Source organism: Streptomyces hundungensis (genome assembly GCF_003627815.1).
Classification (GTDB): Bacteria; Actinomycetota; Actinomycetes; order Streptomycetales; family Streptomycetaceae; genus Streptomyces; species Streptomyces hundungensis_A.
In genome coordinates, this window is sequence record NZ_CP032698.1 from 1,818,848 (window position 1) to 1,832,705 (window position 13,858).

The 13,858-nt window shown below is 72.3% G+C and carries 13 protein-coding genes and 1 pseudogene; 3 read left to right on the forward strand and 11 right to left on the reverse strand.

The annotated features are described in order from the left end of the window. The first annotated feature begins 22 nt into the window (after positions 1–22). Positions 23–853, forward strand: coding sequence for a nucleotidyltransferase domain-containing protein (locus DWB77_RS08125; RefSeq protein WP_120720603.1), 831 nt, complete (start codon positions 23–25; stop codon positions 851–853). A gap of 85 nt (positions 854–938) precedes the next feature. On the opposite strand, the gene DWB77_RS08130 is transcribed toward DWB77_RS08125, so the two are convergent. Continuing rightward, positions 939–1,766 (reverse strand): inositol monophosphatase family protein, encoded by an 828-nt coding sequence (locus DWB77_RS08130; RefSeq protein WP_120720604.1) that lies wholly within the window; start codon positions 1,764–1,766, stop codon positions 939–941. A 168-nt stretch (positions 1,767–1,934) separates the two neighbouring features. Here DWB77_RS08130 and DWB77_RS08135 point away from each other — a divergent pair, with 168 nt between their 5' ends. Continuing rightward, positions 1,935–2,990 (forward strand): lipoate--protein ligase family protein, encoded by a 1,056-nt coding sequence (locus tag DWB77_RS08135; protein WP_120720605.1) that lies wholly within the window; start codon positions 1,935–1,937, stop codon positions 2,988–2,990. A gap of 505 nt (positions 2,991–3,495) precedes the next feature. On the opposite strand, the gene DWB77_RS08140 is transcribed toward DWB77_RS08135, so the two are convergent. The 8 genes and pseudogenes from DWB77_RS08140 to DWB77_RS08175 form a co-directional block, all read right to left on the reverse strand. Further along, positions 3,496–4,494 (reverse strand): TIGR03842 family LLM class F420-dependent oxidoreductase, encoded by a 999-nt coding sequence (locus DWB77_RS08140; RefSeq protein WP_120720606.1) that lies wholly within the window; start codon positions 4,492–4,494, stop codon positions 3,496–3,498. A gap of 12 nt (positions 4,495–4,506) precedes the next feature. Next, a complete protein-coding gene (gene hydA / locus DWB77_RS08145) occupies positions 4,507–5,910 on the reverse strand; it encodes a dihydropyrimidinase (RefSeq protein ID WP_120720607.1) in 1,404 nt (467 codons plus the stop codon). Positions 5,911–6,013: 103 nt separating this feature from the next. Beyond that, positions 6,014–7,297, reverse strand: coding sequence for an aspartate aminotransferase family protein (locus DWB77_RS08150; protein WP_120720608.1), 1,284 nt, complete (start codon positions 7,295–7,297; stop codon positions 6,014–6,016). Beyond that, the gene (locus DWB77_RS08155; RefSeq protein ID WP_120720609.1) at positions 7,294–8,136 is read right to left on the reverse strand and encodes a nitrilase-related carbon-nitrogen hydrolase; all 843 of its coding nucleotides are present in this window, start codon (positions 8,134–8,136) and stop codon (positions 7,294–7,296) included. Before DWB77_RS08155 ends, DWB77_RS08150 begins: the two co-directional genes overlap by 4 nt. 174 nt (positions 8,137–8,310) lie before the next feature. Beyond that, positions 8,311–8,811 carry an HAD family hydrolase gene (locus DWB77_RS08160; protein WP_120720610.1) on the reverse strand — a complete coding sequence of 167 codons (501 nt, stop codon included), beginning with the start codon at positions 8,809–8,811 and terminating at the stop codon, positions 8,311–8,313. 72 nt (positions 8,812–8,883) lie between these two features. Beyond that, positions 8,884–9,132 (reverse strand): annotated as a pseudogene (locus DWB77_RS38785) (alginate lyase family protein); the annotation flags it as partial. 72 nt (positions 9,133–9,204) lie between these two features. After that, positions 9,205–9,720, reverse strand: a complete 516-nt coding sequence (locus DWB77_RS08170) for an NUDIX hydrolase (RefSeq protein ID WP_120720611.1) — start codon at positions 9,718–9,720, stop codon at positions 9,205–9,207. Further along, a complete protein-coding gene (locus DWB77_RS08175; protein WP_120720612.1) occupies positions 9,717–9,977 on the reverse strand; it encodes a helix-turn-helix domain-containing protein in 261 nt (86 codons plus the stop codon). The genes DWB77_RS08170 and DWB77_RS08175 overlap by 4 nt, the downstream gene beginning before the upstream one ends. A 318-nt stretch (positions 9,978–10,295) precedes the next feature. On the opposite strand from DWB77_RS08175, the gene map reads away from it, so the two are divergent. Beyond that, positions 10,296–11,063, forward strand: a complete 768-nt coding sequence (gene map, locus DWB77_RS08180; RefSeq protein ID WP_120720613.1) for a type I methionyl aminopeptidase — start codon at positions 10,296–10,298, stop codon at positions 11,061–11,063. A gap of 28 nt (positions 11,064–11,091) precedes the next feature. Here map and DWB77_RS08185 read toward each other — a convergent pair whose 3' ends face one another. Further along, complete coding sequence (locus tag DWB77_RS08185) at positions 11,092–11,796, reverse strand: glycoside hydrolase family 75 protein (protein WP_120720614.1); 705 nt, start codon at positions 11,794–11,796, stop codon at positions 11,092–11,094. A 157-nt stretch (positions 11,797–11,953) separates the two neighbouring features. Continuing rightward, the gene (gene ggt / locus DWB77_RS08190) at positions 11,954–13,768 is read right to left on the reverse strand and encodes a gamma-glutamyltransferase (RefSeq protein WP_120720615.1); all 1,815 of its coding nucleotides are present in this window, start codon (positions 13,766–13,768) and stop codon (positions 11,954–11,956) included. Positions 13,769–13,858: the final 90 nt, after the last annotated feature.

Sequence of the window (13,858 nt, forward strand, 5' to 3'; positions counted from 1 at the left end):
GGCCGGGGGTAGCCTCCGGCCGGTGAACTCGCCTGCGGACTCCGCCTTCAGCCACCACCGCGTCTCGGCCGTCGCCGAGCGGCTCGTCGAGGTCCGGGGCGTGGTGGCCGTCGCCCTCGGCGGCAGCCGCGCCCGGGGGACGCATCGGCCGGACTCCGACTGGGATCTGGGTGTCTACTACCGCGGCGAACTCGACGTCGCCGCCCTGGCCCGGCTGGCCGAGGAGCTCACCGGCGCCCCGGTGGAGGTGGCGGGGCCCGGCGGCTGGGGGCCCTGGGTGAACGGCGGCGCCTGGCTCACGCTCGACGGCGTCGCCGTGGACTGGATCCTGCGCGATCTGGACCGGGTCGAAAGCGTCTGGGCGGGCTGTCTGGAGGGCCGGTACGACGTCGGGGTGCAACCCGGTCACCCGCTCGGCTTCTGGTCGCCGACCTATCCCGGAGAGGTCGCTCTCGGACGCGTACTGGCCGATCCCGCAAGGGAGTTGACGGCACTTCAGGAGGCGACCCGGCGCTACCCCGAGCCGTTGCGGGCGGCGCTGATCGCCGCGTCGTGGGAGGCGGAGTTCTCCGTCGAGGTCGCCCGCAAGTCGGCCGGCGCCGGGGACACGCTGCACGGCGCGCTCTGCCTGTCCCGGGCGTTCGGCATCCTCACCCAGTCACTGCACGCCCATGACCGCCGCTGGCTGCTCAACGAGAAGGGCGCCCTGGCCTCGGCGGCGACCCTGCCCGCCGCCCCGCCGGACTTCGCGCGGCGGGTGTCGACGGCCCTGACCGGCCTCGGCACCGACGCGGTCGGGGCGGCCGGGGCCGCCGCCGCGTTGGTGAGCGAGGTACGGGAGGCGCTGCGCTGACGGGTGCGGGGCGGGGCTGCGGCCGGGGGTCTCCGGCCCCCCGGGCCCCCCGGGGGTGCCGACCCGCACCCGGCCGCGGGCGGTCTCAGCCGCCCGCGAGGAGGCTTCGTATGCGCTCCGCCGTCGCCGCGTCGCGCGCCGCGGTGAACGGCAGGGCGTTGCCCCCGGCGATGCGGAACGGCTCCCCCGCGACGGTGGTGTGCGCGCCGCCCGCCTCGGTGACCAGGAGCAGCCCTGCCGCGTGGTCCCAGGCGTACTCCCAGGAGAAGGCGACGCCGTCCAGCTCGCCGCGGGCCACCGCCAGGTATTCCAGGCCGGCCGAGCCGCACGGCCGCGGCCGGACTCCCTCGGTGCGCAGGCCCAGCAGGGCCCGCTTCTGCTCGGGCGTCGTGTAGTCCGGGTGGGACGTGGCCACGTCGAGGACGGCGCCGGGTTCCGGTGAACCGGCGTGCAGCGCCCGGCCGTTGAGGGTGGCGCCCCGGCCCCGTATCGCCACGGCCATCTCGTCGAGCACGGGGGCGTACGTCCACGAGGCCAGCAGCTCGCCCCGGTGGGCGAGGGCCACCAGCGTGCAGAAGCCGGCCTCGCCGCGGACGAACTGGCGGGTGCCGTCCACGGGGTCGACGATCCATACCGGCGCGTCACCACGCAACGCGTCGTACACCGCCGGGTCGGCGTGCACGGACTCCTCGCCGACGACGACCGAGCCCGGAAGTATCGCGGTGAGGGAAGCGGCCAGATGCTCCTCGGCGAGCCGGTCGGCGACCGTCACCAGGTCGTGCGGGCCGTTCTTCTCGACGATCTCGTGCGCCGCGAGCTGCCGGAATCGCGGCATGATCTCGGCGGCGGCCGCCTTGCGGACCGCCTCCTGCACTGCCGTCAGGTCACCTGCGAGAAAAGCTTCGTCGATCATGCGTCCAGGAAAACACGCGGCACTGACAACGGGCGAGCGGCCCGTCACGACGGTCCCGGCGGGCGGCGCGCCATCCGGGCCATCCGGGGCGGCCGGGCCGGGCCAGGCCGGGAATGGCGCCCAGCGCTTTACCGTTGGACCGCAAGGCAGACATGTGGAGGCACAACGGTGCACGGCGAATACAAGGTTCCCGGCGGCAAGCTCGTGGTCGTCGATCTCGACCCGCGCGACGGAGTCCTGCGGGACGTGACGGTCGCGGGCGACTTCTTCCTCGAACCCGACGAGGCGATCCTCGCGATCAACGGCGCGCTCGAAGGCGCCCCCGCCGACACCGGCGCGGCCCAGCTCGCGGCGCGCATCGACGCCGCGCTCCCGCCGGGCACCACCTTCTACGGGCTGAGCTCGGAGGGCGTGGCGATCGCGGTGCGCCGGGCGCTGGCGCACGCCACCGACTGGAACGACTACGACTGGCAGCTGATCCACGAGCCGCCGCAGTCGCCCGCGCTGCACATGGCGCTGGACGAGGTCATCACCGCCGAGGTCGCGGCCGGGCGGCGGCCGCCGACGCTGCGGGTGTGGGAGTGGGGAGCGCCCGCCGTCGTCATCGGCAGCTTCCAGTCGCTGCGCAACGAGGTCGACCCGGAGGGCGCCGAACGGCACGGCATCACGGTCGTACGGCGGATCTCCGGCGGCGGCGCGATGTTCATCGAGCCGGGCAACACCATCACGTACTCGCTGTCCGTGCCCGACGCCCTGGTGCAGGGCCTGTCCTTCGCGGACAGCTACGCCTACCTCGACGACTGGGTGCTGGGCGCGCTCGGCGACCTGGGCGTCAAGGCCTGGTACCAGCCCCTCAACGACATCGCCACCGAGGCCGGGAAGATCGCGGGCGCCGCCCAGAAGCGGATCGTCGCGGACGACGGCGCGGTGCTGCACCACGTGACGATGGCGTACGACATCGACGCGGACAAGATGCTGGACGTCCTGCGCATCGGCAAGGAGAAGCTGTCCGACAAGGGCACCCGGAGTGCGAAGAAGCGCGTGGATCCGCTGCGGCGGCAGACCGGGTTGTCCCGGGAAGCCGTGATCGAGCGGATGATCGCGTCCTTCCGGTCCCGGTACGGGCTGTCCGTCGGCCGGGTCACGGACGAGGAGATGGCCCGGGCGCGGGAGCTGGTGGCGACGAAGTTCAGCACGGAGGGCTGGACGGCCCGAGTCCCCTAGCGCCGCACCCGGCGCCCTCGCGCAGTTCCCCGCGCCCCCAAAACCCCCGGTCATGTGCGGACCGTGGTCGCTTCTCGCGCAGTTCCCCGCGCCCCTAACCCCCGGTCATGTGCGGGCCGTAGTCGCTTTTGCGCAGTTCCCCGCGCCCCCAAAGCCCGTGTTCGTCCGCGGGCCGTGGTCGCTTCTCGCGCAGTTCCTCGCGCCCCTGAAAACCCGCTTTCGTCTGCGGGCCGCTGGTGGCTGGTCGCGCAGTTCCCCGCGCCCCTAACTGCTCGGTGCTGGCCCGCATCGGCCACCTCAGCCCGTCCGGCGATTGAGGACGAGCGCCCTTCAGGCGCGAACGGGGTCTGGGGCGGAGCCCCAGGGGGCCCGGGCCATCCAACCCTGCGCCTACGGGCGGGTGGGTGGGTAAGGTGCCCGGGGTCTGGGGCGGAGCCCCAGGGGGGGCCGGAACCGACCAACCCGCTGCACGGGTGGGTGGGTGGGCAAAAAGGGCCCCAGGGGGTCAGCGCAGGGCCGGGATGATCTGCTCGCCGTACGCGTCGATGACGGCCTCCCGGGCGTCATGCATCGCGTACACCGCGAACTGGTCAACCCCCAACTCACGCAGCGCCTTCAACTTGTCGATGTGCGCCCGCGGCGGCCCCAGCAGACAGAAGCGGTCGACGATGTCGTCGGGCACGAAGGTGGTGTCGGGGTTGTCGGCCCGCCCGTGGTGGCTGTAGTCGTACCCCTGCCGCTGCTTGATGTACGCGGTGAGCGACTCGGGCACGAGCCCGGAGTGCTCGCCGTAACGGGACACCAGATCGGCGACGTGGTTGCCGACCATGCCGCCGAACCAGCGGCACTGCTCGCGCGCGTGGGCGAGGTCGTCGCCGACATAGGCGGGCGCGGCCACGCAGATCGTGATCGCCTCGGGATCGCGGCCCGCGTCGGCCGCCGCCTTGCGGACCGCCTTGACCATCCATTCCGTCAGGAACGGATCGGCGAGCTGGAGGATGAAACCGTCCGCCTTCTCGCCCGCCAGCGCGAGCGCCTTGGGCCCGTATGCCGCCATCCAGACGGGCAGTTGGCCGTCCTTGACCCAGGGCAGCCTGAGTCGCTGCCCGTCGACGTCGGCCTCCCTGCCCTCGGCCAGGTCGCGGATGACGCCGATCGCCTCGCCGAGGCGGGCCAGGGTGTTGGGTTTGCGGCCCGCCACCCGCATCGCGGAGTCGCCGCGTCCGATGCCGCACACCGTGCGGTTGCCGTACATGTCGTTGAGGGTGGCGAAGGTGGAGGCGGTGACCTCCCAGGTGCGGGTGCCGGGGTTGGTCACCATCGGGCCGACGGTCAGACGGCGGGTGTTGGCCAGGATCTGGCTGTAGATCACGAAGGGTTCCTGCCAGAGCACCGCCGAGTCGAAGGTCCAGCCGTAGCGGAAGCCGTTGCGTTCGGCACGCTTCATGAGGCTGATGACCTGCGCGGCCGGCGGGTCGGTCTGGAGGACGAGTCCGAAGTCCATGGTGCGGGGCTCCTAGCCGAGGTACTGACAGGTGGCGCGCGGGACGTAGCAGCCGTGCCCGGCCCGGCCGGTGTACGTCCGCCGGTCGATGACCGTCTCACCGCGTGAGAGCACGCTCTCGACCTGCCCGGTCAGCCGCTTGCCCTCGTACGCCGAGTAGTCGACGTTCATGTGGTGCGTCTCGGCGGAGACGGTCTGCTCGGCGTGCGGGTCGTAGATGACGACGTCCGCGTCGGCGCCGGGCGCGATGGTGCCCTTCTGCGGGTAGAGGCCGAACATCCGGGCCGGTGTGGCGCAGGCGATCTCGATCCAGCGGCGGCGCGAGATGTGGCCGTCGACGACCGCCTGGTGCAACAGGTCCATCCGGTTCTCGACGCCGGGCAGCCCGTTGGGAATCTTGGAGAAGTCGCCCCGGCCCAGCTCCTTCTGGCCCGTGAAGCAGAACGGGCAGTGGTCGGTGGAGACCACCTGGAGGTCATTGGTGCGCAGGCCCCGCCACAGCGCGGCCTGATGTTCCTTGGGGCGCAAGGGAGTTGAGCAGACGTACTTGGCGCCCTCGAAGCCGGGCTCGGCGAGGTTGTCGGTGGACAGGAACAGATACTGCGGGCAGGTCTCGCCGAAGACGGGGAGCCCCTTGTCGCGGGCGGTGGCGATTTCGGCGAGGGCCTCCTCGGCGGAGACGTGCACGACGTAGAGCGGGGCGCCCGCGACGCGGGCCAGCTGGATCGCGCGGTGGGTGGCCTCCGCCTCCAGGAGCGCCTTGCGGACCTCGCCGTGGTAGCGGGGGTCGCTCTGGCCGCGCGCGAGCGCCTGCTCGACCAGGACGTCGATGGCGATGCCGTTCTCGGCGTGCATCATGATCAGCCCGCCGTTGTCGGCGGAGCGCTGCATGGCGCGCAGGATCTGGCCGTCGTCGCTGTAGAAGACCCCGGGGTACGCCATGAAGAGCTTGAAGGAGGTGATGCCCTCCTCGACGAGCCGGTCCATCTCCTTGAGGGAGCCCTCGTTGACGTCGGAGAGGATCATGTGGAAGCCGTAGTCGATGGCGCACCGGCCGTCGGCCTTGGCGAACCAGGCGTCGAGCCCGGCGCGCAGCGCCTGGCCCCGCGGCTGCACGGCGAAGTCCACGATGGTGGTGGTGCCGCCCCAGGCCGCGGCGCGGGTGCCGGTCTCGAAGGTGTCGGAGGCGAAGGTGCCGCCGAAGGGCAGTTCCATATGGGTGTGGGCGTCGACGCCGCCCGGGATGACGTAGCGGTCGGTGGCGTCGAGGACCCGGTCCGCGGTCCAGCCCTGGGCCACGCTCGAACCGTGGGCCGCGATGGCCGCGATCCGGCCGTCCTCGATCAGTACGTCGGCGTGGGTCTCGTCGGCGGCGGTGATGACCAGGCCGCCGCGGATGAGAGTGCGGGTACTCATCGGTGGAGCTCCCTTTCGTACACGGACACGTACACATACACCTGTCTGGGCTGCTCAGGGCTGGGCTGCTCAGGGCTGGGCTGCTCGTGCCTGGCTGCACCAACTACACGCTGTGCAGGGCGCGTTCGAGGATCGCCGCGCCCTCTTCGGCTTCGGCGACGGTGAGGGTGAGGGGTGGCGCGATGCGCAGCACGCTGGTGTCGTGGCCGCCGCCCTTGCCGAGGAGCAGGCCGCCCTCACGCGCCGCTTCGAGGACCGCGGCGGCGGCCTCGGGGTTGGCCCGGTCGGTGCCCGGCTCGACCAGTTCGATGCCGGCCATCAGACCCCGGCCGCGCACCTCGCGGACGAGGGGGAGCTGGGCGCCGATCGCCCGCAGTCGCTCGATGAGCAGTCCACCGACGCGCCGGGCGTTGCCCTGGAGGTCGTGTTCGAGGAGGTAGCCGAGGTTGGCGAGGCCCGCCGCCATGGTGACCGGGGAGCCGCCGAAGGTCGAAATGGAGTTGCCGTCCAGGCAGTTCATGACCTCGGCGCGGGCGACGACGCCCCCGATGGACATGCCGTTGCCGATGCCCTTGGCGAAGGTGAGCAGGTCGGGCGGGCCGCTGCGGGCGTGTGCCTGCCAGCCCCAGAAGTGGTCGCCGGTGCGGCCCCAGCCGGTCTGCACCTCGTCGGAGATCCACAGGATGCCGTGCCGGTTCAGGACCTCGCGGAACGCGGCGTACAGGCCGTCCGGCGGCGAGGTGAAGCCGCCGACGCCCTGGATGGGCTCGGCGATCAGCGCGGCCACGTTACGGGTGTGGCCGAGCAGGTCTTCGAGGTCGGCGACGCAGGCCTCGATGAACTGGCTGTCACCGAGGTGTGCGTAGGGGCCGCGGGAGCGGACGCCGCCGTGGACGTACAGGGTCTGGAGCGGTGAGAGGCTGGTCGGGGACCAGGCGTGGTTGCCGGTGATGCCGACCGCGCTGAAGGAGCGGCCGTGGTAGCTGTTGCGCATCGCGAGGATCTGGTTGGAGTTGCGGTACGCGGTGGCGAGCAGCAGGGCGGTGTCGTTGGCCTCGGTGCCGGAGGTGGTGAAGAAGACCCGGGCGTCGGGGATGCCCGACAACTGGGCGATGCGCTCGGCGAGTTCGACCATCTGCCGGTTGAGGTAGAGCGTCGAGGAGTGGATGATCCGGCCGGCCTGTTCGGCGACGGCCTTGGTGACCTCGGGCAGGGCGTGGGCGGTCATCGTGGTGAGGATGCCGCCGAAGAAGTCGAGGTACTTGTTTCCTTCGGCGTCCCAGACGTGGCGGCCCTCGCCGTGGGTGATCTCCAGGGGCCGGCGGTAGTAGAGCGCGAGCCAGTCGGGCAGGACGGCCCGGTGGCGGTCGTACAGGGGGCGGGTCACGGCTTCACCAGGCCTTCGTAGGCGTCGGGGCGGCGGTCGCGGTAGAACGCCCACTGTTTGCGGACTTCCTCGATGAGCCCGAAGTCCAGGTCGCGTACGAGGAGTTCCTCCTCCTTGTCGCTGGCCGTCTCGCCGACGAACTGGCCGCGCGGGTCGACGAAGTAGCTGGTGCCGTAGAAGTCGTTGTCGCCGTACTCCTCGCGGCCGACGCGGTTGATGGCGGCGATGAAGTACTCGTTGGCGACCGCCGATGCAGGCTGTTCGAGCTGCCACAGGTAGCCCGAGAGGCCGCGCGAGGTGGCCGAGGGGTTGTAGACCAACTGGGCTCCGTTGAGGCCGAGTTGGCGCCAGCCCTCGGGGAAGTGGCGGTCGTAGCAGATGTAGACGCCGACCTTGCCGACGGCCGTGTCGAAGACCGGCCAGCCGAGGTTGCCCGGTTTGAAGTAGTACTTCTCCCAGAAGCCCTTGACCTGGGGGATGTGGTGCTTGCGGTACTTGCCGAGGTAGCTGCCGTCGGCGTCGATGACGGCCGCGGTGTTGTAGTAGAAGCCCTCGTCCTCGATCTCGAAGACGGGGACGACGATGACCATCCCGGTCTCGCGGGCGAGTTCCCTCATCCGGGTGACGGTGGGGCCGTCGGGGACGGGTTCGGCCCAGCGGTAGTGCTCGGGTTCCTGCACCTGGCAGAAGTAGGGGGCGTTGAAGACTTCCTGGAAGCCGATGATCTTCGCGCCCCGGCGGGCCGCCTCGCGGGCGTGTTCCTCATGCTTGGCGATCATGGATTCGGTGTCGCCGGTCCAGGTCGCCTGAACCAGTGCGGCGCGCACGACATTGGCCATGAGCTGCTCCTTCGACGGGTCGTCAGCCAGCCAAATCCACACGCGTAGATCCGTGTGTGGATGAGACCGTAAGGCGCGTTACGCACCGTGGCAAGACCATCGCACCTTCGGCGGGGCCAATCGCGGCGCCACAGGTCAACCGGGGGTGGACGGAGCCCGGGACCTGACGGCGCGTCACTTGCGTTCGGCGCTCGGCGCCGGGAGCCGACGCCAGTTGCCGCGCCGGGCGTGGCGCAGCAGCACCGGGTCGTCGCCGACCACCACGGGGTGGCCGACCTCGGCGAGCAGCGGCAGGTCCGCCGCCTCGTCCGCGTAGGCGTAGCAGCGGGCGGCGAGTATGCCGCACTCGCGCAGCAGGGCGCGGGCCGCGTACCCCTTGCCCTGGCCGATCATGGGGGCCTCCGGCCGGGAGCAGAGCACGGCGTCGGGCGCGAGGTCGCGGGTTATCGGCGCGAGCTCGGTGGCGCCCGCCCTGGCCACCAGGACGACCAGGTGCCCGAGCGCCGCGTGGCCGTGCAGCGCCGCGAGGACCGGTGGGTGCCAGAGCCGGCCCAGCGGCCCGGTGGCCGCCGCCAGGTCCGGCGCGGCGAGCAGGGTGCCCTCCACGTCGAAGAAGGCGGCGGCGGTGGGCCGCCCTCGGCGGTCGTCGGGCCGGGTGCGGCTGGTCGTGTCCATTGCTCTCGACCATGCCCAGCCCGACCCTCGCCTCAATCACCCTTCTTCAACATTCTGTTGAGTACGTCCGAATCACACGGGTGCGCCGGGATTCTGCGCGTGGGTCAGCGTCTCCCAGGCGACGAAGAGGTCGTCGGTGCCGCCCGGCCGCTGTTGTTCGGCCAGGTTGCGCGTCGCGGGCAGCGCCAGGTGCAGCCGGTTCTGGAGGTGGTTGAGCAGCACCTCGACGTCCGGGCCCAGGGACCGCTCGATCCTGCCGCCGCACAGCCAGCTCGGCGCCGGCTCGCCCAGCTGGTAGCGGGCGTGGAACTCCGCCGCCGCCCCACGCTCGCCCCCGGTCCGGGTGCGCGCATGATCTGTTGCGCCGAACAGGCAGCCGCGGGGTCGGGACGGTCAGCCGACGGTGTCGGGCAGGCCCTTGAGGGGCACGTGGCCGAGCTCGGCGGGTGGATCGCCGGGCGACCAGGCGTCGAGCAGGGCGTGCAGTTGGGGCGGCCAGATCTGCTCGTCCGTGTGCCGCAGCTCCTCGGGGGTCCACCAGCGCCAGCCGAGGATGCGGTCCGCGCGATGCTGGTCCGCGACGTCGGGGCCGAGCTCGCGTACGGGGCCCGGGGCGTCGGCGAGGTAGATGTGCTCGAACTGGCGGACCGGCACCCCTGCGCGCGTGAAGTCGTGGGTCCAGGTGCACAGCAGCGGGCCGGGTTCCAGGTCGGTCCAGCCGGTCTCCTCGCGCAGCTCGCGCAGAGCGCCCTCGCGCGGGGACTCCCCCGGGTCGAGGCCGCCGCCGGGCATCGCCCAGTGCGGGCCGACCTCTTCGTTGTCGTATCGCAGCAGGAAGACGGCTCCTTGCGCGTCCCGCACCACGACCCGCGCGGCCCGGCGGGGCGTACGCGTCGGCGCGGGGCTCACGCGGCGACCGCGGGAGGCGGCGCGCAGTCGGTCACGATCTCGTCCATCGACAGGCCGAGGACGGAGGCGAGGGCGGCCACGGTGAAGAACGCGGGGGTCGGCGCGCGACCCGTCTCGATCTTGCGGAGGGTCTCGGCGGAGAGGCCCGCCGCGGCCGCGATCTCCGTCATGCTGCGCTGTCCTCGCGCCGAGCGGAGCAACCGGCCGAGCCGCTCGCCACGTTCACGCTCGGCGGGGGTGAGGGGGGTGCGGACCATGCGGCGATTCTAGGGTCTGTCCGGCGGATCTGGTCGCCTCCCGCAGGGCTCGGCTTCTCCGTCCTGGTGAGCGGGGGCCTGGTGCGTCCAGCTGCAAGGCGGAGGAGGGCGACGATGCGGAGCATCGGCAACCGACGACAACGCGGCAGATGGGCGTGCCAGGCCCCCGCGTCCCAGACAAGATCCGCCGGACAGGCCCTAGCCCCGGCGTCCGGCGCGGCACCCCCGTCGGTGCCGCCCGGCCCGGTTCGCGGTCCCCATGGGCCCCTTTCCCGCCCCCCGGCTCGACCCCATTCAAATACCGGTATAGTAATGGGAATGGTCAAGATCAAGAGCGATACCCAGATGGACGCCATGCGGGAGGCCGGGCGCGTGGTCGCCCATGCCCTGGCGGCCGCGCGGAACGCGGCCGGGGTGGGCGTGGAGCTCCGCGCGCTCGACGCCGCGGCCCGCGACGTCCTGTTCAAGGCGGGCGCCACCTCGCCGTTCCTCGACTACCACCCCGACTTCGCACCCGTTCCCTTTCCCGCCACCGCCTGCGTATCCGTCAACGACGCGATCGTGCACGGCATCCCGGACGACTACCGGCTGCGCGACGGCGACCTGGTCAGCGTGGACTACGGGGCGATCCTCGACGGCTGGGCCGGGGACTCGGCGATCAGCTTCACCGTCGGCCGCGCCCGGCCCGAGGACGTACGGCTCGTGGAGACGGCGTTCCGCGCACTGGACGCCGGGATCGCGGCGGCGGTCGTCGGCGGCCGCATCGGCGACATCGCGCACGCGATCGGCACGGTGTGCCGGTCGGCGGGGTACGGCATTCCGGACGGGTTCGCCGGTCACGGCATCGGCCGGGACATGCACGAGGATCCCGGCGTGCCCAACGAGGGGCGGGCCGGGCGCGGCATGGTGCTGCGGCACGGCATGGTGCTCGCGATCGAACCGATGGTGATCGGCGACGGGAGCGACGGCTACTACCCGGCGGCCGACGGGTGGACCCTGCGCACGCTGAGCGGGGCACGCGCCGCCCACGCCGAGCACACGGTCGCCGTCACCGACGCGGGGCCCCGCGTGCTCACCCTCCCCTGACCGGGCGCGCGCCGGAACGCGGGCCCGCTCAGTTGTCGGCCAGGAACTCCTGGGCCAGCGCCTGGCCCAGGGTCGCGGCGGCGCCGTGGCTCTCGATGGGCGTGGCCTGCGAGTGCTGGAACAGGATGTAGGTGACGCCGGATTCGGCGCCGCCCGTCCGGGGGTCGGGGTTCATGCCGAGCGCCTTGGCGGTGGCGTAGGAGGCCTCGCCGATCGTGGTGCTGGGGCCGGTGTCACCGACGACGGCGTACTCGACCTTGTTGTCGTAGACCACCGCGACGACCGTGCCGCCGGTGACGCCCGCCGAGCCGTAGTCCCAGAGCGAACCGGCACCCGGGACCACCACATAGGGCACCTTCTCCGCGTTGAGGGGCTTGTCGTTCGCCTGGTGGAAGCGGGTGTCGGGCTGGAACCAGGGGTCCGTCTTGTTGTTGCAGGCCGCCGTGGGCTGGCCGTCGCAGTCGACGTCCAGGTCGGCCTTCCAGAACACGGCGCCGTTCAGGCCGCACACGGGGACGGTGGCCGCCGCGCCGGGGTCGGTCCTGAACTTGCCGCGGGAGACCTGGGAACACGACGTCACCTTGGCGAGGAGTTCGGCCGCGCGGACCGGTCCCTCGTCCGCCCGGGCGGGTGGCGCGGCGACGAGTCCGTCGCGGGCGGTGGCGGGCAGTGCGGCCGCGGTGAGCAGCGCGGCGCCGAAGGCGGTCGACAGGGCGAGCGTTCTGGTGCGCAACGTGAAGGACCCTTCCGTCAGGAATCGTGTCCTTACCCGTTGTGCGTGCCGTCGCGCCCTTCGACGGGGCCGCTCGGGGCCCGTGAACGGCAAGAGGCCCGTGGCTCCCGCCCGTTCAGGACGGGGCCACGGGCCTCACCGGCGACTTCGGCCGGGGTCAGCGCTTTCCACTCGGATGGACCACGAGTGCGGAGCCGCCGCCGCGCCGCACCGTCTCGGCCGCCGCGAGCCAGCGCCCGTCGGGCAGGCGCTGCACCCCGGTCGCCGCCCCGATCTCCGGGTTCAGCGAGAAGGAGTGCCCGAGCGCTTCCAGACGGCCCCTCAACACGCTGTCGTAGAGGGCGGGTTCGAGCTCGGTGCGGGCCGCGTTGCGCTGGCTGGCACGCGGCGCCGCGATGGCGTCGACCAGCGGCAGGCCCCGGTCCAGGTGGTTGGTGAGGGTTTGCAGGACGGTGGTGATGATGGTCGCGCCGCCCGGCGAGCCGAGCGCGAGCACCGGCTTGCCGTGCCGGTCGAGCACGATCGTCGGCGAGATGGAGGAGCGGGGCCGCTTGCCGGGGCCCGGCAGGTTCGGGTCGTGGACGGCCGGGTTGGCCGGGGCGAAGGAGAAGTCGGTGAGTTCGTTGTTGAGCAGGAAGCCCCGGCCGGGCACGGTGATGGCGCTGCCGCCGGTCTGCTCGATGGTGAGGGTGTACGCGACGACGTTGCCCCACTTGTCGGCGACCGTCAGATGGGTGGTGTTGTCACCCTCGTACGTGGTCGGGGACGCCACACCGGAGGTGCCGCACGGCGCGGGACGGCTCGGGTCGCCGGGCGCGAGGGGGCTGGTGAGGACGGCGTCGTCCTTGATGAGGCAGGCCCGGGAGTCGGCGAAGCGCTGCGAGAGCAGCCCCTTGGTGGGCACCTTCTCGAAGGCCGGGTCGCCGACCCAGCGGCCCCGGTCGGCGAACGCGATCCGGCTCGCCTCGATGTAGTGGTGGAGGTACTGGACGTCCGAGGCCTTCGACAGATCGGTGCGCTCCAGGATGTTGAGCGCCTCGCCGACGGTGGTGCCGCCGGAGCTGGAGGGGGCCATGCCGTAGACGTCGAGACCCCGGTAGCCGACCTTGGTGGGCGCCCGGAACGTCGCCTCGTAGGCGCGCAGGTCCTTCTCGGTCAGGTCGCCGGGGCGCACCTTCCGGGTCGAGGCCGGATCGACGGGCGGCTTGCGGACGGTGCGGACGATGTCCGCGCCGATGTCGCCCCGGTAGAGTGCGCCGACGCCCTTGCGGCCCAACTCCTGGTAGGTGCGGGCCAGTTCGGGGTTCTTGAAGGTGGAGCCGACCACGGGCAGCCGGCCGCCCGGCAGGAACAGTTTGGCGGTGTCGGGGAAGTCCGCGAACCGGGCCTGGTTGTCCTTGGTCTGCGAGCGGAAGGTGTCGTCCACGGTGAACCCGTCGCGCGCGATGCGTTCCGCGGGCTTCAGGAGCGTCCCGAGCGACTTGCTGCCCCAGGCGTGCAGGGCGCGGTCCCAGGTGGCCGGGGTCCCGGGGGTGCCGACGCCGAGGCCGCTGGTCACCGCGTCCGCGAAGGGCAGCGGCTTGCCGTTCTCCAGGAAGAGCGAGGACGTGGCGGAGGCGGGCGCGGTCTCGCGTCCGTCGAGGGTGTGCACGGAGCGGGACGCCGCGTCGTAGTAGACGAAGTAGCCGCCTCCTCCGATGCCCGAGGAGTACGGCTCGGTGACGCCGAGGGCCGCGGCGGTGGCGACGGCCGCGTCCACCGCGTTGCCGCCCTCGCGCAGGACTTCGATCCCGGCGGCGGACGCGTCGGCGTCCACGCTGGAGACCGCTCCCCCGTAGCCGACGGCCTCGGGCACCTTGGCGGGGGTGCGGCCGGGTGGCGCCGCCGTCGTGGGCGGGGCCGCCGCGACCGAGGCCGCCACCGCGGCCGCCGCGGCGAGGAGGGACAGGGTGCGGACAGCAGGACGACGCATGCATACCTCCCGTAGGCGAACGTCCGCAGCGTAACGCCGCCCCCTTGGCGGCGTCATGAGCACGCCGAACACGGACGCGAACTCCCGCTA